At 67.2% G+C, this 22,806-nt stretch carries 25 protein-coding genes; 13 read left to right on the top strand and 12 right to left on the bottom strand.

Translation table 11 applies throughout. The features are described from left to right. Window positions 1–67 precede the first annotated feature (67 nt). Window positions 68–1,066, bottom strand: coding sequence for a Bug family tripartite tricarboxylate transporter substrate binding protein (locus KHN96_RS18810; RefSeq protein WP_062737737.1), 999 nt, complete (start codon window positions 1,064–1,066; stop codon window positions 68–70). Window positions 1,067–1,197: 131 nt separating this feature from the next. Continuing rightward, the gene (locus tag KHN96_RS18805; RefSeq protein WP_062737736.1) at window positions 1,198–2,349 is read right to left on the bottom strand and encodes a porin; all 1,152 of its coding nucleotides are present in this window, start codon (window positions 2,347–2,349) and stop codon (window positions 1,198–1,200) included. Between the two features lie 500 nt (window positions 2,350–2,849). Here KHN96_RS18805 and KHN96_RS18800 point away from each other — a divergent pair, with 500 nt between their 5' ends. After that, the gene (locus tag KHN96_RS18800) at window positions 2,850–3,134 is read left to right on the top strand and encodes a hypothetical protein (protein WP_045787681.1); all 285 of its coding nucleotides are present in this window, start codon (window positions 2,850–2,852) and stop codon (window positions 3,132–3,134) included. Between the two features lie 116 nt (window positions 3,135–3,250). Here the strand turns inward: KHN96_RS18800 and KHN96_RS18795 are convergent, their stop codons facing one another. The 4 genes from KHN96_RS18795 to KHN96_RS18780 form a co-directional block, all read right to left on the bottom strand. Next, window positions 3,251–5,449: a xanthine dehydrogenase family protein molybdopterin-binding subunit gene (locus KHN96_RS18795; protein ID WP_062737735.1), complete on the bottom strand. Its 2,199-nt coding sequence runs from the start codon at window positions 5,447–5,449 to the stop codon at window positions 3,251–3,253. After that, entirely contained in the window at window positions 5,446–6,450 is a 1,005-nt protein-coding gene (locus KHN96_RS18790) for an FAD binding domain-containing protein (protein WP_062737734.1), read from the bottom strand. The genes KHN96_RS18795 and KHN96_RS18790 overlap by 4 nt, the downstream gene beginning before the upstream one ends. Window positions 6,451–6,459: 9 nt before the next feature. Beyond that, complete coding sequence (locus KHN96_RS18785; protein WP_062737733.1) at window positions 6,460–7,191, bottom strand: 2Fe-2S iron-sulfur cluster-binding protein; 732 nt, start codon at window positions 7,189–7,191, stop codon at window positions 6,460–6,462. A 162-nt stretch (window positions 7,192–7,353) separates the two neighbouring features. Next, a complete protein-coding gene (locus KHN96_RS18780; protein ID WP_045785119.1) occupies window positions 7,354–8,664 on the bottom strand; it encodes a M20/M25/M40 family metallo-hydrolase in 1,311 nt (436 codons plus the stop codon). Between the two features lie 185 nt (window positions 8,665–8,849). On the opposite strand from KHN96_RS18780, the gene KHN96_RS18775 reads away from it, so the two are divergent. Continuing rightward, the gene (locus tag KHN96_RS18775; RefSeq protein ID WP_045785120.1) at window positions 8,850–9,644 is read left to right on the top strand and encodes a DUF1835 domain-containing protein; all 795 of its coding nucleotides are present in this window, start codon (window positions 8,850–8,852) and stop codon (window positions 9,642–9,644) included. Window positions 9,645–9,715: 71 nt separating this feature from the next. Here the strand turns inward: KHN96_RS18775 and kefC are convergent, their stop codons facing one another. Together kefC and kefF are read right to left on the bottom strand one after the other, a co-directional pair. Then, complete coding sequence (gene kefC / locus KHN96_RS18770; protein WP_045785121.1) at window positions 9,716–11,656, bottom strand: glutathione-regulated potassium-efflux system protein KefC; 1,941 nt, start codon at window positions 11,654–11,656, stop codon at window positions 9,716–9,718. A gap of 21 nt (window positions 11,657–11,677) precedes the next feature. After that, window positions 11,678–12,244 (bottom strand): glutathione-regulated potassium-efflux system oxidoreductase KefF, encoded by a 567-nt coding sequence (gene kefF / locus KHN96_RS18765; protein ID WP_045787682.1) that lies wholly within the window; start codon window positions 12,242–12,244, stop codon window positions 11,678–11,680. A gap of 399 nt (window positions 12,245–12,643) precedes the next feature. On the opposite strand from kefF, the gene KHN96_RS18760 reads away from it, so the two are divergent. After that, window positions 12,644–13,339: a GNAT family N-acetyltransferase gene (locus tag KHN96_RS18760; protein ID WP_102080196.1), complete on the top strand. Its 696-nt coding sequence runs from the start codon at window positions 12,644–12,646 to the stop codon at window positions 13,337–13,339. 60 nt (window positions 13,340–13,399) lie between these two features. Here KHN96_RS18760 and KHN96_RS18755 read toward each other — a convergent pair whose 3' ends face one another. Further along, complete coding sequence (locus KHN96_RS18755) at window positions 13,400–13,858, bottom strand: MarR family winged helix-turn-helix transcriptional regulator (RefSeq protein WP_211888729.1); 459 nt, start codon at window positions 13,856–13,858, stop codon at window positions 13,400–13,402. A 102-nt stretch (window positions 13,859–13,960) separates the two neighbouring features. Between KHN96_RS18755 and KHN96_RS18750 the strand changes: the two genes are divergently transcribed. The 4 genes from KHN96_RS18750 (at window position 13,961) to KHN96_RS18735 (ending at window position 15,922) form a co-directional block, all read left to right on the top strand. Continuing rightward, window positions 13,961–14,314 carry a hypothetical protein gene (locus KHN96_RS18750; protein WP_045785124.1) on the top strand — a complete coding sequence of 118 codons (354 nt, stop codon included), beginning with the start codon at window positions 13,961–13,963 and terminating at the stop codon, window positions 14,312–14,314. A gap of 13 nt (window positions 14,315–14,327) precedes the next feature. After that, window positions 14,328–14,717 (top strand): VOC family protein, encoded by a 390-nt coding sequence (locus KHN96_RS18745; protein WP_181817650.1) that lies wholly within the window; start codon window positions 14,328–14,330, stop codon window positions 14,715–14,717. A 181-nt stretch (window positions 14,718–14,898) separates the two neighbouring features. Further along, window positions 14,899–15,387 carry a cupin domain-containing protein gene (locus KHN96_RS18740; protein ID WP_045785126.1) on the top strand — a complete coding sequence of 163 codons (489 nt, stop codon included), beginning with the start codon at window positions 14,899–14,901 and terminating at the stop codon, window positions 15,385–15,387. Between the two features lie 127 nt (window positions 15,388–15,514). Continuing rightward, entirely contained in the window at window positions 15,515–15,922 is a 408-nt protein-coding gene (locus KHN96_RS18735) for an SgcJ/EcaC family oxidoreductase (protein WP_062737729.1), read from the top strand. 164 nt (window positions 15,923–16,086) lie between these two features. Here KHN96_RS18735 and KHN96_RS18730 read toward each other — a convergent pair whose 3' ends face one another. Then, window positions 16,087–16,575: an Lrp/AsnC family transcriptional regulator gene (locus KHN96_RS18730; RefSeq protein WP_045785129.1), complete on the bottom strand. Its 489-nt coding sequence runs from the start codon at window positions 16,573–16,575 to the stop codon at window positions 16,087–16,089. 157 nt (window positions 16,576–16,732) lie between these two features. On the opposite strand from KHN96_RS18730, the gene hppD reads away from it, so the two are divergent. Then, on the top strand, window positions 16,733–17,839 hold the full coding sequence (gene hppD / locus KHN96_RS18725) for a 4-hydroxyphenylpyruvate dioxygenase (RefSeq protein WP_062737728.1): 1,107 nt from the start codon (window positions 16,733–16,735) through the stop codon (window positions 17,837–17,839). A 116-nt stretch (window positions 17,840–17,955) separates the two neighbouring features. Here hppD and KHN96_RS18720 read toward each other — a convergent pair whose 3' ends face one another. Together KHN96_RS18720 and KHN96_RS18715 are read right to left on the bottom strand one after the other, a co-directional pair. After that, the gene (locus KHN96_RS18720) at window positions 17,956–18,564 is read right to left on the bottom strand and encodes an EF-hand domain-containing protein (RefSeq protein ID WP_045785131.1); all 609 of its coding nucleotides are present in this window, start codon (window positions 18,562–18,564) and stop codon (window positions 17,956–17,958) included. 139 nt (window positions 18,565–18,703) lie between these two features. Next, entirely contained in the window at window positions 18,704–19,411 is a 708-nt protein-coding gene (locus KHN96_RS18715) for a type II secretion system protein N (protein ID WP_062737727.1), read from the bottom strand. Window positions 19,412–19,584: 173 nt separating this feature from the next. Here KHN96_RS18715 and gspG point away from each other — a divergent pair, with 173 nt between their 5' ends. The 5 genes from gspG to gspK are packed head-to-tail and all read left to right on the top strand — an operon-like array spanning window position 19,585 to window position 22,755. Beyond that, window positions 19,585–20,064 (top strand): type II secretion system major pseudopilin GspG, encoded by a 480-nt coding sequence (gene gspG, locus KHN96_RS18710; RefSeq protein ID WP_045785133.1) that lies wholly within the window; start codon window positions 19,585–19,587, stop codon window positions 20,062–20,064. 26 nt (window positions 20,065–20,090) lie between these two features. Continuing rightward, window positions 20,091–20,579, top strand: coding sequence for a GspH/FimT family pseudopilin (locus KHN96_RS18705; protein WP_045785134.1), 489 nt, complete (start codon window positions 20,091–20,093; stop codon window positions 20,577–20,579). Next, window positions 20,576–20,971 (top strand): type II secretion system minor pseudopilin GspI, encoded by a 396-nt coding sequence (gspI, locus tag KHN96_RS18700; RefSeq protein ID WP_045785135.1) that lies wholly within the window; start codon window positions 20,576–20,578, stop codon window positions 20,969–20,971. Before KHN96_RS18705 ends, gspI begins: the two co-directional genes overlap by 4 nt. Continuing rightward, window positions 20,961–21,683 (top strand): PulJ/GspJ family protein, encoded by a 723-nt coding sequence (locus KHN96_RS18695; protein ID WP_045785136.1) that lies wholly within the window; start codon window positions 20,961–20,963, stop codon window positions 21,681–21,683. The genes gspI and KHN96_RS18695 overlap by 11 nt, the downstream gene beginning before the upstream one ends. Window position 21,684: 1 nt before the next feature. After that, complete coding sequence (gspK, locus tag KHN96_RS18690) at window positions 21,685–22,755, top strand: type II secretion system minor pseudopilin GspK (protein ID WP_062737725.1); 1,071 nt, start codon at window positions 21,685–21,687, stop codon at window positions 22,753–22,755. Window positions 22,756–22,806: the final 51 nt, after the last annotated feature.

Raw genomic sequence — 22,806 nt, 5'->3', positions numbered from 1 at the left:
CAGGCCCACGGCCAACGCAAAACGGACCCCGCGGGGTCCGTTTTTCATGGGCGGTGCGCGCGTTGCGCTACGGTGCCTGGATGCCGGCGGCCCGCACGATGCGGCCGTTGCTGTCGTACTCCGCGCGGATGCTCGCCGCGAATTGCGCGGGCGTGCCGCCGGCGGGCACCACGGCGGCCTGCGTGAGGCGCTCGCGCAGATCGGGCGCGGCCAGGGCCTTGTTGATCTCAGCGTTCAGCCGCGCGATGACCGGGGCAGGCGTCTTGGCCGGCGCGAACACGCCGAAGGTCGAAGCCATGTTGGCCTTGGCGTAACCGAGTTCGGCAAAGGTCGGCACGTTCGGCAGCGCATCGAGCCGGTGTGGCGCGCCCACCGCGAGCGGGCGGAGCTTGCCGCTGGTGATGTGCTGCATCAACGTCGGCCCCACGTTCGTCGACATCACCTCCACCTGCCCGCCGAGGGCATCGGTCAGCTGCTGGCCGCCGCCCTTGTACGGGATCAGCGTGATATCGACATGCGCCTGCGCCTTGACCTGCTCCAGCGCCAGATGGCCCACCGTACCGAGGCCCGAGGTCGACCAGCGGATCGAACCCGGCTTGGCGCGCGACTGGCTCAGCATGTCGGCAAAGCTCTTGCCCGTGAACGACGGCGTGCCCAGCAGGATCATCGGCGCATACATGACGTTGGCCACGGGGGCGATGTCCTTGAACGGGTCATACGGCAGCTTGCCGAAATGCGGATTGAGCGTGAGCGGGCTGACCGACGAGAAGCCCAGCGTGTAGCCATCGGGCGCCGACTTGGCTACGGCGTCCATGCCGATGCTGCCACCGGCACCCGCGCGGTTTTCCACCACCACCGGCTGGCCCAGCTGCGCAGACAGCTTCTCGCCCAGCGCACGCGCCACGTTGTCGGAAATACCGCCGGTCGGATACGCGACGATGATGCGGATCGGCTTGACCGGATAGTCCTCCGCCTGCACGGGTGATGCGGCAAGCAGCGGCACGCCGGTGCACAGCAGCGCAGCGAAAGCAATCAGGCGACGACGGGCGATACGTGCGGAAGTCATGGCGCAGTGTCAGAGGGAAGAGAAAGGAAGCGACATTGTAGGCCGATGCCCAGGCAAGTTCGCTTGGCCGCAGGCAAAAGAAAAGGCGCCCGAAGGCGCCTTTTCCGTTCCCAATCGAGTGACAGCGTCGATTAGAAGATGTGGCGGATACCCAGGCCCACACCCACTTGGTTCGTCTTGCCGTTCTGGCCATTGGCCGTGCCACCCGGCAGTTCCGGAGCAGCAGCGTCCTTGACCTTGTCGTAAGCGACCGTGCCGTACAGCTGGGTGCGCTTGGACAGCGAGTATTCGGCCAGCAGCACGCCCGTGTAGCGCTTGCCGTCGGTACCTGCGGCCAGCGCCGCGTCCTTGATGCTGTCGTAGTAGAACGCACCCGTCAGTGCCAGCGCCGGAGTCGCTTGGTACGTCACACCAACCAAGCCGATACGGTCACGGCGCTTGGTGGCGCCCGGAGTCAGGCCAGCACCGGCGGCATTGCCGTACAGGTTCAGACCGAACGTGCTGCGGTCGCCCGCGCAAGTGGTCGTGCTGTTCACGCACGCCGTGTTATCGCTGCTGTCGATATAGCCAGCGTACAGCTTGGCCGGGCCAACGGCGTAGTTGCCGCCGATACCCCAGACCTTCTGCTTGTGGCCACCCTGGTTGCCCGTCAGGGCGTTGGGCGCATCTTGCTGCTGCTGGTAGAACGCGCCAACCATGGCCGGGCCGAATTCGTACGAAACCGCGCCGCCCATGTAGCGGTTGTCAGCTGCGCTGCCAGCCTGTTCGCCAAAGCCGTAGCCGAGGCCAACGTACAGGCCGCTCCACTTGCCTTCGTACTTCAGCATGTTGGACACGCGCAGGCCCGTCACGCCGTAGTAGATCCACGAGTTCTCGTCGTAGTTGCCCACGCCCAGCGGATCGAAGTTACCGCCCATCGTGAAGCCGAAGTTGTACTGGCGGCCCAGGGTGATGGTGCCCAGGTCCTTGTTGGACAGGCCCACGAACGCTTGACGATTGAACAAACCACCGCCGTTGGCGCGGCCGGTATCCGGATCGAAGCCGCTTTCCAGCACGAACAGCGCCTTGTTGCCGCCGCCCAGATCTTCATTGCCCTTCAGGCCCCAGCGGCTGTTGGACACAGCACCGTTGTCCAGACGGACCAGGCTGTTGCCGTTGGCATTGGCGTTGGTGGTGTAGTGGATCGTTGCGTCAACAATACCGTACAGCGTCACGCTCGATTGGGCATAGGCCGAACCTGCGAACAGGGCGCCGACTGCAACCAGAATGGCAGACTTTTTCATGTGGGCTCGAAATTAAAAGAGTTGTCTCAGACCGCCCGACCCCGTGTGCATGAGGCTGGGCTCCTCCGTTTCCTTTGCTTCCGTGTCGGAAGTGCCGCGCAAATTTAACAAAAGGCCCTAAGCGCGGCAAAACAATTCACGGAATCGTTCTACCAAGTGTGGTACGCGCGCATCGCTCTTAATGCATCGCACCAAAACAGCCTCTGACAAGGCCTGCCAGCTCGTGCCGCCCTGCTGTGGTGCACAAAGACTCGCAGCATGTCCCGCCAGCACGGATTGATTAGATAAAAAGGCGGGGAAATTGCCGCGGCAGCCCACCCACTGAGGCGTTTTTCACCGCCATTCACACCGGCTTGCATCATTTCGGCGCCAACAACAAACCGTTCGTCGCACCACCGTGGATGCGGTATGCGCGCTGACCTAGGCTTCAGTCCGTGGCAGGACGCAGACAAAGACCACGCTAAAACAGCATCGAAAATCAGTTGAAGAAGGAGTTCGCCATGCGACTCAGGCAGATTGGGTTGGCCGCGCTATTGGCGGCAGGTGCCATGGCGGCAGGCGGCGCTTGGGCGCAGGCCAGCCGCGTGGAAGTGTTTGGCCAGGCAGCACTGGCCCAGCGGTTCGATGTGTACAGCGACGGCGCCCGCACCGGCCGTTTCGACACCTATACAGAAGGCGCGCGCAGCGGCCGCTTCGATCCGTACAGCGAAGGCATGCGCAGCGACCCCGCCGGCCGCTCCCGCGAGGGCGGCGGCACGGTCTACGGGTATCCAGTACCGAATTGAGGCCTTGATCGGCAGTACGACTTACGGGCCGGTCTCCAGGCATCCTCCGTTTTCCGCCTCTTGGCCCGCGTGCCCCGCCGGTGATGCGCCAGCGGGGCTTTTTCATGCGCGCCCGCTCAGATGAGCTTGTCGAGCGTGATCGGGAGTTCGCGCACACGCCGCCCGGTGGCGTGATAGACGGCGTTGGCAATCGCCGCCGGCACGCCCGTGATGCCGATCTCGCCGATACCCTTGGCGCCAAGGGGGTTGATGTGCGGGTCGGCCTCATCGAGCACGAGGATGTCGATGTCGGGCACGTCGGCGTTGACGGGGACGTGGTACTCCGCGAGGTTGTTGTTGACGATGCGACCGTAGCGCGGGTCGAGCAGGCTCGCTTCGAACAGGGCCATGCCCATGCCCCACACAATGCCGCCCAGTAGCTGGCTTCGCCCGGTCTTCGCGTTGAGCAGCCGCCCCACGCCATAGCTCGCCACGATGCGCGAGACGCGGATCACCCCCAGGTCCGCATCAACACGCACTTCGGCAAACACCGCACCGAACGAGTGCATCGAGAACTTCTGCTTCTCTTCGCCCGGCTGGACCTTGGCCGTCGCCTCGATGGGACGGCCGTGGCGCGCAACGACGGCCGCGACGGGCTCGCGCGCCCCGCTGCGGGCTGTGAGCATGCCGTCCGCCACGGTGATGTCGCCGGCGCCCAGCCCATGCAGCGGCGAGCTCGCATCGGCAATCGCCACGGCAATCAACGCATCGCGCGCCTGCTGGCCCGCTGCCTGCACGGCCGGCGCCACACTGGCCGCACTCTGCGAGCCGCCTGACACCGGCGCCTCCGGCATGCGCGTGTCGCCCAGATCGAAGTGCACGCGGTCGACGGGCAGCCCCATGGCATCGGCCGCCACCTGCGTCATCACCGTGTAGGTGCCGGTGCCGAGGTCCTGCGAGCCCGATTCGACCTGCGCCGTGCCGTCCGGCAAGTACCGCGCGGCGGCCCCGGCCGGACTGCGGTTGGCCGGGTACGTGGCGGTGGCCATGCCCCAGCCGATGCGCGTCTTGCCCTCGCGCATGCTGCCCGGCCGCGGATCGCGTCGCGCCCAGCCGAAACGTTCTGCACCGGAGCGGTAGCACGCCGCCAGCGATTTGCTCGACCACGGCAGGCGCTTTTCCGGATCTTGCCGGGCGTCGTTGCGCAGGCGCAGCTCAACAGGGTCGATGGCCAGCGCGTAGGCCATTTCGTCGAGCGCGACTTCGAGTGCAAACGTGCCGGTGGCCTCGCCGGGGGCGCGCTGGAACGTCGGCGTACCAATGTTCAGGCGCGCCAGCCGATGCGTGGTCCGCTGGTTGGGCGTCTCGTACAGCATGCGCGTGACGATGGCGCACGGCTCGGTCCAGTCTTCGATCATCGACGTGGTGGTCAGCGAATCGTGCGAGATGGCGGTGAAGCGGCCATCGCGGGCGGCGCCCAGTGCGATGCGCTGCTCGGTGCGCGGACGTCCGCCGACGGGGCCGAACATCTGCGGGCGCTCCAGCGCCACCTTGACCGGCCGTCCGACCTGCCGCGCCGCCATCGCCGCCAGCACCACATGCGACCACACCGAGCCCTTGCAGCCGAACCCGCCGCCCACGAACGGGCACACCACCTGCACCTTGTCGGGCGACATGCCCAGCGTCTTGGCGACGGTGCGGCGCACGCCCGAGACATACTGCGTGCTGTCGTACAGCGTGAGCGCGTCGCCATCCCACACGGCGATCGTGGCGTGCGGCTCCATCGGGTTGTGCGTTTCCATGGGCGTGCCGTAGACGGCCTCGATGCGCTGCGCGGCCTGCGCCATGCCGGAGGCCATGTCGCCGCGCGTGGTGTCCGCCGATTGGTTCTGCACCTTGCCCGGCGAGTGCGCATCCGCGCGGGCCGTCTCGAAATCGAGCCGCGCCGGCTGCTGCGCGACCTCCACGCGCACCATGCGAGCCGCGGCCTGAGCGTGCTCGAGCGTGTCGCCCACCACCAGCGCGACCGGCTGGCCGTTGTAGTGCACCTGGTCGTCCTGCAGCAGCGACAGCACGCGGCCGGCCGGCGGCTCGAGCGCGGGCTTGCCGCCGTTGGGCAGGCGCGGCGCGTTCTCATGCGTCATCACCAGCAGCACGCCGGGCATGGCCTGCGCGACGTGCGTGTCGACCCGCGTGATGCGGCCGGCCGGTACGGTGCTCTGCACCAGGACCGCATGCACCAGGCGCGGCAACTGGAACTCCGCGGAGTAGCGCGCCTGCCCCGTCACCTTGAGCAGGCCATCGGTACGGTCCAGCGGTTGGCCGACGTTGCTCATGCCACACCTCCCGTCGGGTTGGCCGCGACAGCCAGCGCGCGCGCCACGGCGCGCTGGGCGAGCGGCACCTTGAAGCCGTTGTCGCGCAGCGGCTGCGCACCCTGCACCGCCAGCGCACCGGCCTGGGCAAACAGCTGCGGGTCGATGGCCTGCCCCGCCAGCATCTGCTCGGCCCCGTGCGCGCGCCACGGCTTGTGCGCCACGCCGCCCAAGGCGATGCGCGCCTCGCGGATCGTCCGCCCATCCGCCTGCAACGCCAGCGCCGCCGCCACCGACACCAGCGCAAACGCATAGCTCGCGCGGTCTCGCACCTTCAGGTAGTGCACATGCGTGCCGAACACCGGCGGCGGCAGATCGATGGCGACGATCAACTCGCCGGGCGCGAGCGTGGTGTCGGCTTCGGGGTGCGCTTCGGGCAGGCGATGGAAGGCCTCGATCGGAACGCGGCGCTCACCATGCGCACCGTGCACGACCACCGTGGCATCCAGGGCGGTCAACGCGACGGCCATGTCGGACGGATGTGTCGCGACGCACGCCTCGCTCGCGCCGAGGATGGCGTGCATGCGATTGAACCCTTCGCGCGCCGCGCAGCCGGAGCCCGGCTGCCGCTTGTTGCAAGCCGGATACGCAGTGTCGTAGAAGTAATGGCAGCGCGTGCGCTGCATCAGGTTGCCGCCGTTGGTCGCCATGTTGCGCAACTGGCCCGAGGCGCCGGAGACGATCGCCTCGGCCAGCAGCGGGTAATGCGTACGCACCAGCGGATGCGCCGCCGTGTCGGCGTTGCGCGCCATCGCGCCCAGGCGCAGGCTGCCGTCGGGCAACTGGCGGATGTCGGCCAGCGGCAGGCGGCTCACGTCCACCAGCCGCTGGGGCTGCTCGACGCCGCCCTTCATCAGGTCCAGCAGATTCGTCCCGCCGCCGATATAGCGCGCGCCGGGCTCACGGCCCAGGCGCACGGCGGCCTCGACGGAAGACGCACGGTCATAGGCAATCGATTGCATGGCGCCTCCTCAAACGGTGTTGCCCGGTTTGGCAGCCACCACGCGAATCGCCGCCACGATATTGGGGTACGCGCCGCAACGGCAGAGGTTACCGCTCATCCGTTCGCGGATCTCGTCCTCGGTGAGCGTCACCGGGCCTTGGTTGCCCAGCGCGGCTGGCGACGTGACGGTGCTTGGCATGCCGCGCCGCGCCTCCTCCAGCACCGCCACCGCCGAGCAGATCTGCCCCGGCGTGCAATAGCCGCACTGGAAGGCGTCGTGCTCGAGGAACGCGGCCTGCATGGGATGCAGCGAGGCCCGGTCGACCGCCCCGTCATGCGCACGCGCCAGGCCTTCGATGGTGGTGACCGCGTCCCCTTCGTGCATGATCGCCAGCGTCAGGCAACTGTTGATGCGCCGGCCATTCACGAGGACGGTGCACGCGCCGCACTGGCCGCGGTCGCAACCCTTCTTGGTGCCGGTCAGGCCGAGCACTTCGCGCAGCGCGTCGAGCAGCGTCACGCGCGGCTCCAGGGACAGCGCATACGGCTTGCCGTTGATGTTGAGCGACACCGGCCGCGCCGGCGCAAGGGCGGCCGGCGCGCGGGCGGGCGCCGCCGCCGAGCGTTGTGCGCCAGGCGCATCGTGCGCCAGCGCCAGCGCCGTGGCCGCTACCGCAGCGCCTTGCAGAAAGCCACGCCGGCTCGGCCGCGTGGGCGATCCATCCGATTCATGGGCAGGGTCCGGCCGATGCTCTGTCATGTCGCGTGCTCCACCGGCGCGGGGGGCCGGAGTTGAAGACATGCGTCAGGGGAAAGCAAGCGGAATACCCGGCACCCGGGCAGTGGAAGCCACCGGACGGCGGCTTCGCGAGGGACGTGTACCGCGGCGCGTGTAAGGCTTACGCGCCGCGTTGCAGTGCGGTTACCTGGCGGCGCCGGTGCGGTCGCGCGACACGTCCATGATCATGCGGGTGAGCAGATACAGGCGCGGCACGATCGAATTGAGATCGACATATTCGGCATCGTTGGAGTGCGCGCCAAAGCTCGCCAGGCCGAAGCGCTCGATCACCGGCGCCTTGGTCTTCGACGCGGCAAACGCGGCATCGGTGCCGCCGCCTTCGGCCTTGTCGTCAATCTCGAGCGTCTTGCCCAGTTCGCCGTAGATCTTCTGCGCATGCTCGGCCAGCGCGCGCGACGCGGGCGTGGCTTCCAGCGGCGGGCGGCGGCGTTCGAAGCGGGCCGTCACCTGGGTGTCGGGGATCAGCTTGTTCTTGATGCGCTCGTTGATGGTCTCTTCCAGCTTGTCGGCGTCGGCCGCGCGCAGCAGGCGCACATCGGCCTGGGCGCTGGCCACAGCGGGGATCACGTTGCGGTTGGTGCCCGCCTGCGCCACCGTCCAGTTCACCTTCAGGCCGGTCTCGGGCCTGGAGAGATCGCGCATCTGCAGCACCTGGTGCGACAGTTCGTACAGTGCGTTGCGGCCCTGCTCCGGTGCGCCGCCAGCGTGCGAGGCCTTGCCCTTCACATCCAGCAGGATCGCGCCGATGCCGCTGGTCGCCAGCGACAGCTTGTCCGACGTCACGCGCGTGCCTTCGCACGAGAACACGGCGTCCTGCTCGGCGCCCAGCTTCGCCTGCATGGCGCGCGCGCCCGGCGAGCTGATCTCTTCGTCGCCGTTGATCAGCACCGTGAGCGTGCCGTACTGCTTGAAGTTGACGGCCTGCAGGATGGCGATGGTGTGCAGGATGACCGCCACGCCGTTCTTGTCATCGGCGATGCCCAGGCCGTAGGCGCGGTCGCCGTCGATGCGGAACGGCTGCTGCGCGAGCATGCCCTTCAGGTAGACGGTGTCCATGTGGGCGATCAGCATGATGTTGCGCTTGCCGTCGCCCTTGAAGCGCGCCAGCACCATCTTGCCGATTTTCTCGGGCGTGTCGGCCATGCGGTAAGCGTGGTCGCTCGGGTCGATCAGCTTGACCTCGCCGCCCAGGGCGCGCAAACGTTCCGCAATCACGCCGGCGATCTTGTCCAGGCCTTCGATGTCCTTGCTGCCGGATTCGATCGACACCAGCGTCTTCATGGTCTCGATGAGCGCGGGCTTTTCCTGCTGAGCCCGCTTGTAGATCTCGGCGGGCGGCACGGCTGCGGCCTGACCGGCCGCCAGCGCGCCGGCGGCCACCAGCACGGACAACATCAAGGGGCGCATTCGCTGCCCGAACGACGGAAGGTTCATGGCTGTTTCCTCACCTGTTCTTAGTTATGGTCTGCAACAAAACGGCGATTCTCGCACGCCGTCCTGAGCGTTGCCCGTGGGGTTATCCGCCCTTTCGGCAAGCACGATGACGCAGCGCAAGGGAATACCGCCAGACCTGCGCAAAACGAAAGCGAAGCGGCAACACTCTCGCTACAATTGTTGCCATGCAATACATCCATGTCGTCAACGGCGATGTTGCCGGCGCCACGCTCAAGCAGGCGCTCGCACAGGCTGGCCGCCCCGATTCCGTAGTCGTACTGCGCGACGATCTTGCCGTCGGGCCGCTGGCCGACGTCGACAGCGTGGCGATGGCGCGCTCGGGCTTCTGGCAGCGTGTGGCGCCGAGCAGCAACATCGACTTCGCTTCCGAGATGCGCGACGCCCTGGCGTCGCTGGCGGATCTGCGCGAAGCCGCCACCGAAGTCGCCATCTGGCACGGCCAGAGCGCCTCGGACCAGCTCATGCTGCGCCGCGTGGCGTTCCACCTGCATCAATCGCCCCAGCGCATCAATGAAGTCGGCATGGATGTGCGTGAACTTGAGGCGCCCAACGGCCAGGGGCCGCTCACGGCCATCGGCATGTATTCGGGGGCGCGGCTGGCGCGGCGGTTTTCGACCATCGCGCCGGTGTCGGTGCTGCGTATCGGGCGGCTGGCCTACGAATGGCAGCAGACCGTGCGCGAGAACGCCGACGTGCGCCTCTGGAAAGGCAACACGCTGGTGCCGGTGTCGTACGGCACCGTGGACGAGGTGATCCTTGAGCACGTGCCCACCGACTGGGCCAGCGCGCGCGACGTGGTCGGCAGCATCATGGGCGCCATCGACGGACTGCTCGCCAGCGACTGGTTCGTCTTCTGGCGCTGCCGGGAACTGATCGGCAACGGCCAGTTGCTGCTGCGCGGCGATGCGGACTCGCTTGCCACGTGCGAGCTGCGGCGCAATGTGAGCGTGGCGGTGTAGCGCGCCGCCCGATCGGCCCAAACAAAAAAGGAGCGCCGGGCCGCTCCTTTTTTTGTCTGGGCAGCCCCGCATCAGTCGTCCCGGCGGAGGCCCGCGCGCGCCGGGCAGTCGATCGGCGTGCCGGGCTCGCCGCCGTCGACTTCGTTGGCGAGGTCAGCGTCGGGCTGTGTGCTTTCCACCTCGCTGTGGACATCGCCCTCGCCCCACGGCATGCCGGATTCACGCAGGCGTTTGCGCTGCACGCGGTCACGCTGGAACATCTCGGCCAGTTCATCGCGGCCCTGCTGGGCGAGCGAGACCAGCTTCTTCTGGTCGCGATACACGGGGTAGACCTGGTCCATCGAGTTGAGCGTATGGCGGCGGAAGGTCTGTGCGATGCGGTGCGCCTCGTACGGCGCCTTGCCCAGGCCCTCGAGCACACGACGCGCCAGCATGAGCGAGCCCTCGAACATCTCGCGCTCGATCACGTGCACGCCGCGGTCGCGCAGCTGATACACGTGCGACACGTTGCGCGCCCGCACGTACAGCTGCAGGTGCGGAAAGCGCTCGCGCACGCGGTCGACGACTTCCAGGCTGGTTTCCATGTCGTCGATGGCGACGACCATCATGCGGGCCCTGTCGGCACCGGCGGTTTCGAGCAGGTCCATGCGCGTGGCGTCGCCGTAGAACACCTTGAAGCCGAAGCGGCGCAGCATGTCGATCTGGTCGGGGTCGTGGTCGAGCACGGTCGCACTGTAGCCCTGGCTGTAGAGCATGCGGCCGACGATCTGGCCGAAGCGGCCGAAGCCGGCGATGATGACCTCGTTATCCTGCGGGCCGATGGCGTCGGGCGCGCGCTTCTTGCCGTCCATCAGCCGCGGCATCAGCACCTTGTCGTGGAGCAGCAGAAGCAGCGGCGTGGCGGCCATCGAGAGCGCCACGACCAGGTTCAGCGTGGCGGCCATCTCCTGGCCGAGCACATCGCCGGCGACGCCGGGGCCAAACACCACGAACGCAAACTCACCGCCCTGCGACAGCAGGAACGCGAACAGCCACGCCTGCCCGCGCGCAATACCGAAGCGCGTGGCGAGCACGCGCAGCGCACCGATCTTCACGACCAGGAACACCGCCACGAACACCGCCACCGCCAGCGGCTGGCGCATCAGCACGCCGAAGTCGATCGACATGCCGACGGCCAGGAAGAACAGCCCCAGCAGCAAACCCTTGAACGGCTCGATGTCGGTTTCCAGCGCGTGGCGGTATTCGGAATCGGCCAGGAGCACGCCGGCGATGAAGGCACCGAGCGCCATCGAGAGGCCCACGCTGTGCATCAGCAGCGCGATGCCCACCACCAGCAGCAGCGAGAAGGAGGTGAACATCTCGCGCATGTTGGTGCGCGCGATGGCACGCAGCACGGGCCGCAGCAGCGTGCGGCCACCAAAGATGACCGCTGCGACCACGCCCACCGCCTTGGCGGCGGCCATCCAGCTGTGTGCGCCCGAGGCGTCGCCCGTGTCGGGCGCCAGGAGCGGCAGCAGGGCGATCATGGGAATGGCCGCAATGTCCTGGAACAGCAGGATGCCGAAGCTGGCCGTGCCTGCCGGCGTGCGCATCAGGTTGCGTTCGGTGAGCGTGGCCAGCGCAATCGCCGTGGACGAGAGCGCGAGCCCCAACCCCGCCACCACGGCCGCGCGCCACGGCTGTCCGACGGCCATCACCGCCAGGCCGACGGCCAGCGCGCATACCGCCAACTGCAGCCCGCCATAGCCGAAGATGCTGCGCCGAAGCGACCATAGCCGCGCCGGCTCGAGCTCCAGGCCGATCACGAACATCATCAGCACGACGCCGAATTCCGAAAAATCCAGGATCGACTGCACATTGGTGATGAGCCGCAGCCCCCAAGGCCCGACGATGACGCCGGCCAGCAGGTAGCCGAGCACCGAACCCAACCCCAGCCGGCGCGCCAGCGGCACCGCGGCCACGGCCGCAGCCAGGTAGATGACGAAATTGACGAGCAGGTCGTGCGATTGCATGAGCGAAAAGGTCAGGGAGCGTCAGGCCCGGACGCTCGTGGCAGCGTGCCCTTCGGGCAGCCAAGGCTGCAGCGCGGCACGCACGCGGGCAATGTGGGCGTCGATGGCCTCGTCGGGCGCGTCGTCGGCGTCGTGCAGCACATGCGGAGGTTGCCAGTGCATGCCACACAGCGCGGCGGTCTGCTGCAGCGGCAGCAGGAACATGTCGAGCGCATGGCCATGGATGCCGTCCTGGCTGTACGCATGCGCCCGGCCACCGGCGGTGGCGAGCACCATCATGTGCTTGCCGCGCAGCGCCGTGCCGCCCGGCCCATAGGCCCAGCCCATCTCGAACACCACGTCGATCCACTCCTTGAGCAGCGACGGCGTGGCATACCACTGCACCGGAAACTGCAGGACGAGCACCTCGGCCGCCTCCAGCGCTTCCTGCTCGGTGCGCACATCGATATCGAAGTCGGGGTAATGCCAGTACAGGTCGTGCATGGCCACGCCGGGCAGGCCGGCCAGCATGCGCGCCAACGGCTTGTTGACGCGGGAGCGGCGCGGGGCAGGATGCGCGTAGACCACGAGAATGCGCGAAGAAGTCATGGAAAATCCGGAGACGGCGGCGGCTTGATGGCGCATCTTCGCACGGCTACTGTGGAGCGGCGTTGCGGGACCGGTCCCGCCGCTTGCAAAACGGAGAGGAAAACCTCGTCTGGAAAGCGCTCGCCGCTTCGCTTTTGCGCACTGCAGCATTGAGCGTTGCTTACACACAACATCTTGCGGGCCGGCACTCACCCGCGCTACATCAAGGGGTGACGAGGCTTTCTTGGCAGGAAGCTGACACGAGGCTTACGGGAAATCCCTGATTGGCCTACAATCGCATGGTGCGTTGCACAACACGCGGGCGCATGCCGCTTGCGTGCCCCCAAGGCGGATGTTCCGCCTTCGGCTGATCACTTCGCGACCCCGCGTGGAGGGGCGCTCGGAATAGGAAACCCTGTCGTGAACCCGCTCGAATTGAGCAAGGCCATCGGCGTCGTCACCCAGGACGACATCGACAAGACCGAAGCGGCGCAAGGGGCGCCGCGCTCCACCGTGCTGGTGCGTGAGCTTGCCGCGCACCATCGGTCGCGCCTGCTCAAACACCTGCTGGCCCTGGGCGAAGAAGACCGCCTGCTGCGCTTTGGCCAGGTGGTGGGCAATCACGTGATCGAAGCGTACGTCGACAGCATCGACTTCGACCACGACAAGGTCTTTGGCGTGTATGACGACCGGCTGGAGCTGGTCGGCGTGGGCCACCTCGCGTATCTGCGCGACAACCCGCAGGGGCGCGTGGCCGAGTTTGGCGTGTCGGTGTCGGAATCGGCGCGCGGCAAGGGCGTGGGTAGCGCGCTGTTCCAGCGTGCCGCCATCCACGGCCGCAACACGAAGGTGCGCACGCTGTACATGCACTGCCTGTCGCGCAACGCGGCCATGATGCACATCGCCAAGAAAGCCGGCATGCGCGTGCAATACGCCTATGGCGAGGCCGATGCGTACCTGGAACTGCCGCCCGCCGACACGATGAGCGTACTGAGCGAGGCCATCGACGAACAGGTGGCCGACCTCGACTACCTGCTCAAGCGCAACCTGCGCAATGCACGCCGCTTCGGCCAGCGCTTCTGGCGCTCGCTGGTGCCGCAAAAGCGCACCGTCTGATCGATCCCGCCAAAGAAAACGCCCGGCTCTGACCGGGCGTTTTTGTTGGCGCGCCCAACTTCAGCCAGCGGCCTCGTCTTCCGGCGACGCGCCCACGTTTGCCGCCATCTTGCGCAGCACCGCACGAAACACGTCCAGATCGGCTTCGTCGATGCCGGCGCGCAGGCGCGCGTCGTATGCGATTGCCGCATCGCGCAGCTTGAAGAACAGGACGCGGCCGGCGTCCGTGAGCGCCACCTGATGCACGCGACGGTTCTCCGGCAGCGGGCTGCGGACCAGCAGGCCGCCCTTTTCCATGCCGTTGAGGTGGTGCGTCAGCGTCGGCCCCTGCACGCCGACCGTGGCGGCCAGCTCGGCCTGCGTGCGGTGTCCGCCCTGCATCAGCGCTTTCAGGATCAGCCAGACCGGCAGCGAGCCGCCGTGTGCCTGCAGCGCATCGTCAAATGCGCGGGCCGTGGTCTTGGCCGTCTGCGCGAGGAGGAATCCCACAGGAACGCTATGGGCTTGCATTGGCTTCATACCCGTCTATGATAGATATCGAACTATTCGATGTCAAAGAGTTGCACACCGGTCGGCGCGCTGTTCTGGCGTCAATCCATCACCTTCAAACGGGGAGTCGTCATGCAATTTGGATGGATTCTGCTGATTGCGCTTCACGCCATGGCCACGGTGTTCTGGGCCGGGTCCACTTTCATGCTCGCCCGCACCGGCGGCGCCAATGCCGCTGTCATGTTCCGCCCGCAGATGGGCGCGGCTACCGTGGCCGTGCTCACCGGCGTGGCGCTGGGCGCGTTCGTCCACGCCGGGCTGCTCGGCTGGCCGCGCACGGTGCTGATGATGGGCGCCCTGGCGGCCATCGTTGCGGTCGGCGTGCAAGGAGCGCTGCGCAAGCGGCCCGCATTGGCGCATCGCGTTGCGGCGCCGTTGCTGGCCGTGGCGCTGGTGTGCATGGTCATCGCTCGCTATGTCGGCTAACAGGAGATTCGCCATGATTGTGCTCGATCACACCATCTTGCGGGTGCGGGATACCGCCCGCTCCGTCGCCTTCTACACGCAGGTGCTCGGCTTCGCGCACGAGGGGCGCATGGGGCCATTCGATGTTGTGCGGGTGAATGACGACCTGACGCTGGACCTGCGGCAGGTCGACACGCTGGAGGTCGAACACCTCGCCTTCAGCCTCGACCGCGCGTCGTTCGATGCCATCCACGCACGGCTCATCCAGCGCGGCATCGTCTATGGCGGCTCGCCGTTCGACCGGCGCAACGGCCAGGTTGGACAAAGCCACGGCGCACGCGGCATGGCAACGGCCATCTACTTCGATGATCCGGATGGCCATGCGCTGGAGATCCGCGTCTATCCGGAGGCCATGGCCGCCTGAGACCGCGCGGCCGGGCGCCTGTGCCCGGCGCGCCCCGTCCCAAATGGACGGCCCTAGTGCAATTGCGCGCTTGTCAGCCGCACGGGTCGCTTCCCTACGATGAGGGCAAGGCACCTCTCGCCCTTCAAGGCGACCGCGCCGGTCGCCTGCGAGCCGATGCCAAGGCCAGAAGGAGACGACGATGAACACATCCTCCGTGCGATTGCCGCTGCTTGCTGCGGCCCTGCTGTACGCGGCCGCGTTGCCCGCCAACGCCCAGGACGCCGCCATGAGCAACATGGCGATGACAAACCCGTCCGCCATGAAGTGGGTCGACGCGCCGCCCGGTCTGCCCAAGGGCGCCAAGCTCGCAGTGCTGCAGGGCGACCCCTCCAAGGAGGGGCCGTACGTCGTCCGCCTGAAGGCGCCCGGCGGCTACAAGGTGCCGCCGCACTGGCACTCGCAGACCGAGAACCTCACGGTGATCTCCGGCACGCTCTACCTCGGTGCCGGCGACACGATGGACATGGGCGCGGCGCACGCCCTCAAGGCAGGCGGCTACCACTACCTGCCCGGTGGCGCGCATCACTACGCGTTCACGAAGTCGACGACCGTGGTGCAGATCCACGGCACCGGCCCGCTGGATATCAAGTACGTCGATCCGAAGGACGATCCGACTGCCAGCCAGTAGCCGCTGAAGCGCCGACATCAACGCCCCTTAACCCTCCTGCGCCCCGCGCTGGCGACCCTGCCCCTCGACAGCAGAACTGCCAACGAGGGGCAGGGTCGTCCGCGACCCCGCGTGCGGTGTAGAGTGAATGCCCCGCCCCACCGACACCCGCATCGCCACGACCGACGACGAACGCGCCATCCGCAACGTAGTGGACACCTGGATCACCGCCAGCAAGACCGGCGACGTCGCCACCGTGCTGAGCCTCATGACCGACGACGCGGTCTTCATGACGCCCGGCCAGCCGCCCTTCGGCAAGGAAGCCTTTGCCAAGATGTCCGGCGGTATGAAGGACGTGCAGGTCGACGGCACGAGCGACATTCAGGAGGTGCAGGTGTTTGGTGAGGTGGCGTATCTGCGGAACTTCCTGCGCATCAGCATGACGATGCCGGACGGAAAGACGGTGCGGCGGTCCGGCTATACGCTGACGATCCTGCGCAAGGGCGCGGATGGGAAGTGGCGGCTTTCGCGGGATGCGAATCTGGTACTGCAGTGATTCCCGGCATGATGGCAGGCGACGTGATCGTCGAGGGGGGCACCGTCGAGCTACGGGGTATGGTGTCCGGCAACGTTCACAACAACGGCGGGAATCTTCAGACGGCGCCTACGGCCATGGTGCGCGGACAGATCATCCAGCGTTCCGCGCCAACGTGATTCGCCTCAAACCACCACCGGCAACGCCGTCGTATCCTTGATCCGTTCCAAAGCAAAACTGCTCTTCACATCGATCACCGCCGGGTGCGCGAGCAGCTGGTCGCGGATGAAGCGCGCGAAGTGCTCCATGTCTTCCACGAACACTTTGAGCAGGTAATCCATCTCGCCGGTCATGGCGTAGCACGTGACCACCTCGGGCCACGTCGCGACGGCCGCTCGGAACAGGTCGGACGGCCCCTTTCCCTTGGGCGCGCCGCCCTGCTTTTCCAGCCGCACGTTGATATACGCCGACAGGCCCAGGCCGATCTTGGCCGGGTCGAGCAGCGCGGCGTACTGCCGGATCACGCCGCTCTCCTCCAGACGGCGAATGCGTCGCAAGCACGGGCTGGGCGACAGATTGACCCGCTCGGCGACCTCCAGGTTGGTGAGGCGGCCGTTGTGCTGGAGAACCTCAAGGATCTTGCGGTCGATCTTGTCGAGCTCGACTTTATTCATTTTGTTGCTCCGCACCAATCAATTCGGCAATTTTCTTGCGCAAATTTAGCAAGGTGGGCACAACTTCGCAATTTTTGCTTTCCCTGACACTCCTACACTGCGAGGATCGTCAAAGCGCCAGCACCCCACACGTGCGGCCCCCGCAGGAGACATCGCCATGCAATTCACGCCTTGGGAAAACCCGATGGGCACCGCCGGCTTCGAATTCATCGAATACGCCGCGCCGGACCCCGTTGCCATGGGCAAGCTGTTCGAGAACATGGGCTTCACCGCCATCGCGAAGCACCGCCACAAGAACGTGACGCTGTATCGCCAGGGCGAGATCAACTTCATCATCAACGCCGAGCCGGATTCGTTCGCGCAGCGCTTTGCGCGCCTGCACGGCCCGTCGATCTGCGCGATCGCGTTCCGCGTGCAGGACGCCGCGTTCGCCTACAAGCGCGCGCTGGAACTCGGCGCCTGGGGCTTCGACACCCACAGCGGCCCGATGGAGCTGAACATTCCGGCCATCAAGGGTATCGGCGATTCGCTGATCTACCTGGTCGACCGCTGGACGGGCAAGAACGGCGCCAAGGCGGGCGACATCGGCAACATCAGCATCTACGACGTCGATTTCGTACCGATCCCCGGCGCCAACCCGAACCCGACCGGGCATGGCCTGACCTACATCGACCACCTGACGCACAACGTCTACCGTGGCCGCATGAAGGAATGGGCCGAGTTTTACGAACGCTTCTTCAACTTCCGTGAAGTGCGCTACTTCGACATCGAAGGCCAGGTCACGGGCGTGAAGAGCAAGGCGATGACGAGCCCGTGCGGCAACATCCGCATCCCTATCAACGAGGAAGGGACGGAGAAGCCGGGCCAGATCCAGGAGTACCTGGACATGTACCACGGCGAGGGCATCCAGCACATCGCCCTGGGCTCGACCAACCTGTACCACACGGTGGATGCACTGCGCGCCAACGGCATCAAGCTGCTCGACACGATCGACACGTATTACGAGCTGGTCGACAAGCGCATCCCCGGCCATGGCGAAAACGTGGCGGAACTCAAGAAGCGCAAGATCCTGATCGACGGTGCGCCAGGCGACCTGCTGCTGCAGATCTTCTCGGAAAACCAGCTCGGCCCGATCTTCTTCGAGTTCATCCAGCGCAAGGGCAACCAAGGTTTCGGCGAGGGCAACTTCAAGGCGCTCTTCGAGTCGATCGAACTCGACCAGATGCGCCGCGGCGTGCTCAAGGCCGACGATCAGCCGGCCTGACGCCCTCAACGTCGCGCTTGCTGGACCCGCACCCTGGTGGCTCGCCATCGGGGTGTTTTGTTTTGCGCGCATGAAAAACGGCGCCCGCAGGCGCCGCGTGTGCCGCAACGGTCGGGTTATTCGCCCTTCGTGGCAGACGGGCCGCCCGGCATGGCCGCGGCCGCAGGCGTGTTCTGCTGCGCCTTGCGGGCATCGTGGCGGGCCTTCATGTATGCGCGGATCTCGTCCGGCGTGATCTTGCCGTCGTGGTTGGCGTCGATCTGGTCGAAGTTCTTCGCCAGGCGCGGCATGCCGGCCTGCGCCTCGTCCTTGGTCAGGCTGCCGTCGTTGTCCTTGTCGGCGGCCTTGAACTTGGCGTCGAAGCGCTGCGCCATCTTTTCGCGCATTTCGCCCTTGTGCGCCTTGTGCCAGGCGGCCAGCTCGTCCTTGCTGAGTTGGCCGTCGTGGTTGGTGTCGATCTGGTCGAAGTTCTTCTCGAGCCAGGCATGACCCTTGGCTTCGTCGCGCGAGACCTGGCCGTCGCCGTTGGTGTCGATGGCCTTGAGCCCGCCGTGGTGGCCCGGCTTGCCGGCGCGGCCGGTCGACTGCGGCGCCGGTGCGGCAGCCGGTGCCTGGGCGCTGGCAGCGGGGGCGCTGGCCTCCTGCGCACGGACGTTCACACCGGACATGGCGAGGAACAGGGCCGAGGTGGCAAGAAAGGTTTGGACAGCACGTTTGTTGGTCATGGTCAGCTCCTTTTCACATGGACTGTGTAGCCGATTAGAACCCGACAATGACGGCACGTTGCCGTGTTTTACACGCTGTTACCCCAATGACATGCGCTGTAATATGCGCGCGCCGCCGCACGGCGGCGCCGCTGCGGGCTTACTCCTGGGGCGGCTGCGGAGCCCCCGGCTGCGTAGCCTCGCCCTTGCGCGCGGCGGCGGCCGCACGATGGCGCGGGCCGGCAATGCCGCCCTCGGCCACGCCGTTCTCGCCCGTATTCAGCTGCGACGGGGCGATCGGCAGCATGGCCCCCGGCATGGCCGTGTTGGCCGGGTTGTTCGCCACCGACGGCGCGGGCCCGGGTGAAGGCGGCGTGGCGGGGGTCGACAGCGGCGCCGCGGCGCCCGACGGCGGCAACGGCATGGCCGGGGCATTGCGATTGGCCGGCGAGACGCCCGCGGCGACGGCGCTGGCCGGCAGCGGAATCTCCTGGCGCGCACCGTTGCGCTCGATCACCACCGAGCGCGCCTTGATTGCGATCAGCTTCAGGTTCGACGACAGCGATTTGCCGGCCCGCACGGCCTGCGGTGCGCCGCCGTCCACCGACACGATCGCCGCGCCCGAGCCATCGGCCAGGTCCGCCACCACGCCGATCACCTGCACGTCGCGCGGGCCGTTCTGCGGGCCGCCACCGAACAGCGTGATGGCCGCCCCGGTCTCGAGTGCGTCGGTCTGGGCCACGCGGGCCTCGCGCGGCACACTCAGCGAGCGCAGCGACGACAGCGTCAGCACCCAATGCGTCAACAGCGCGCACAAGGCAGCAAACAGGACAAGGCTGAGCAGGCGAGACGACTGTCGAGCGTTCATGAAATGGCCGGAGCACCGTAGGAATGCGCTGATTCTATCCGCCATTCGTGCCGGCTCGGTGAACGGCCTGGAGGAGGGCTCTACGGCGGGCGCTGCATGACCGTGCCGCGCGATCTATGGTCATATGTCACAGATATACTGTGTCTCTTACTCCCATTGCCAACTCTCTCGCCATGATGCAAGGCCAACTTCGCTCCTCTTTCCGCCAGCGCGCCCTCGCCGGACACGCCCGCCGCGCGGCGCGCGGCTTCACCCTCATCGAGATCATGGTGGTGGTGGTGATCCTGGGCATTCTCGCCGCGCTGGTGGTGCCGAAAATCATGAGCCGGCCCGACGAGGCGCGCATCATCGCCGCCAAGCAGGACATCGCTTCCATTTCGCAGGCGCTCAAGCTCTATCGCCTGGACAACGGCCGCTACCCGACCACCGAACAGGGCATCGCGGCGCTGGTCACCAAGCCGACCACCGAGCCCATCCCCAACAACTGGAAGGGCGGCGGCTATCTGGAACGCCTGCCCAAAGACCCGTGGGGCCATCCGTACCAATATCTGAACCCCGGCGTGCGCGGTGAAGTGGACGTCTTCAGCTTTGGCGCCGACGGCCAGGCCGGCGGCACGGGCAACGACGCCGACATCGGCAACTGGGACAACTGAGCCCGCGCCATCGGCCATCACCGTCCATGCTCGGCAACCGACACCGCGCCCGGCGCTTCCAGGGCTTCACGCTGCTGGAGCTGCTGGTGGTGGTGGTCATCATCGGCATCGTGCTGGGGGTGGTGGCAGTGAACGCCACCCCGAACCCGCGCTCGCAGCTGAACGATGACGCGCAGAAGCTGGCGCGACTCATCGAGCTGGCACAGGAAGAGGCGCAACTGACCTCGCGCCCCGTGGCCTGGGAAGGCGACACGCAGGGCTGGCGCTTCTACGAATCGACACCCAACGGCTGGCGTCTGCTCACGCGCGACGTGCTGGCACCCGGCCACTGGCGGCAAGGCATGGATGGCGTTCAGATCGTCGCCGGTGCAGCGGCCGCACCCGGCGCCCCGCAGCGGCTGGTGTTCGGGCGCGAGGCCATCGGCCTGCCCTGGCGCGTGGCGCTGACCTCGCAGGGTTCGCGCGTCGATGTGGTGTCGGACGGCGGCCCCCGCGTGCTGACGGAAACGCAATGACCCGCCCGCGTGGCTCCGCCCTGCGGGGCTTCACCCTCCTCGAGGTGCTCGTCGCGCTGACCATCGTGGCCGTGGCGCTGACCGCCACCATGCGCGCGATGGGCAGCATGACCACCGCCAGCGATTCGCTGCAGACCCGCATGATCGCCACCTGGAGTGCCGAGAACCACCTCGCCAACCTGCGCCTGTCGCGCGCGTTTCCCGACCCGGGGGCGCGCGGCTTCGCGTGCCCGCAGGGCGATACGCAGCTGTGGTGCGAAGAAACCATCGCGACCACGCCCAACCCGGTGTTCCGCCGCGCCGAGGTGTCGGTCTATGCCGATGCTTCCAAGTCCGTGCGCCTGGCCTGGCTCGTGACGCTGCTGCCGAACGACGCGCGCAATGTCTTCTAAGCACCGCGCACGCGGCTTCACCCTGCTCGAGCTGCTGGTGGCGATCACGCTGCTGGCCATCCTGGCCGTCATCGCCTGGCGCGGGCTGGACAGCATGACGCGCACGCACGAGGCGCTGGCCCAGCGCGACGAACGCATCGAGGCGCTCAAGACCGCCTACGCCCAGTTCGATGCCGATTGCACGCAACTGGCGGACCCCAACACGCTCTCGCGCGCACCGGTGGAGATGGACGCGAACCGCGTGCTACTGGTGCGCGACCGCCGCGACGATGGCCAGCCGCCCGCGTGGCAGGTCGTGGTCTACCGCATCGTCGACGGCCGGCTCGAACGTCTGCAGAGCGCGCCCATCACCAACCGCGGCGACCTGCGCGGCGCGCTGGACAGCTTGCGCCAGGGCGGCCCCGGTGCGGCGCGCTACGTGCTGGCGACCAACGTCGAAGGCATCAGCGCGCGCGCCTGGATCGAACCCGGCGGCTGGATGGACAACGCCGGGACGCTGTCGGCGGCGCTGTTTCCCGCCGGCAGCAATACGACCACGCTGAGCGGCCTGCCGTCGGCGTCCACCCCGGCGGCGTCGGGCGTGCCGGGCAACAACCCCGGTGTGGTCGTGCCGGCCGCTTCGGTGCGCGCCATGGAACTCGCCCTGCTCGTGCGCATGACGCCGCAAGGCACGCCGCAGCGCTTCACGCGCATCTGCATGACGGGGCTCTGACATGGCGCGATGCTCCCGTCGACGGCCCCAGCGTGGATCACGCCAGCGCGGCGCGGCCATCATCACCGCGCTGCTGGTCGTCACGCTCGCGGTGGTGATCGTCTCGGGCATGCTGTGGCGCCAGCAGGTGGAGATCCGCGCGGTCGAGAACCAGCGCCTCAAGGCACAGGCCACGTGGATCGCCCGCGCGGGCATCGACTGGGCGCGCCTGATCCTGCGCGACGATCAACGCCGCACCGGCGCGGTCGACCACCTCGGCGAGGTGTGGGCCGTGCCGATCCAGGAGACCAAGCTGTCGGACTTTCTCGGCAGCTCGCTGCGCACCGATACCGCCGGCGAGGCCTCGTACCTGTCGGGCCGCATCTTCGATGCCCAGGCGCGCTTCAACCTGATGAATCTGCTGACGATGCAGACGCTGGGCGCGCGCACCGTCGTCACCGCGCGCGACAAGGACGGCATCAAGGCGTATGGGCTGCTGCTGCAGTCGCTCAACATCGACCCGAGCCTGGCCAACGTCACGGCGACGTACCTGGCGCAGATGATGGGCGGTTTCCAGTCCGTTGAAGGAAGCCAGGGCGGCCAGCCAGGCGGCGAAGACAGCGGGGGCGGCAGCGAAGCGAGCAACGGCCCGCGCCCGCTCGACAGCGCCGACAGCCTGCTGACGATTCCCGGCTACACCGCCGACATCGTACGCAAGCTGCGCCCGTACGTGATCGTGCTGCCCACGCGCACGCCCATCAACGCCAACACGGCCAGCACCGAGGTGCTGGCGGCCGTGATCCCCAACCTCGGGCTGGACCGCGCACGCGCGCTGGTGCAGGCGCGCGACCGCGCGTACTTCCGCAACATCGGCGACGTCACCAACCAGTTGCGCGGCATCGCGCCAGGGGCCGACACCACGGCGGCGGCCAACCTGCTCGACGTGCAGACGCACTATTTCCTGGTCTACGGGATGGCGCGCCACGAGCGTGCGCAGATCGGCGAAGTGGCGCTTGTTTCACGCGGCGACCCCGTGAACAATACCGCCACCCGTATCGTGTGGGTCCGCCGTATCGACGAGATTCCGTCATGACGACGCTGCAACACCCCTCTTTTTGTGTAGCCGCCAGTTATAGACAGGCCC

Source organism: Ralstonia mannitolilytica (assembly GCF_905397375.1).
GTDB lineage: Bacteria > Pseudomonadota > Gammaproteobacteria > Burkholderiales > Burkholderiaceae > Ralstonia > Ralstonia mannitolilytica.
The sequence above is the reverse complement of the archived record's forward strand: the minus strand, read 5'-3'. Positions and strand labels throughout refer to the sequence as shown.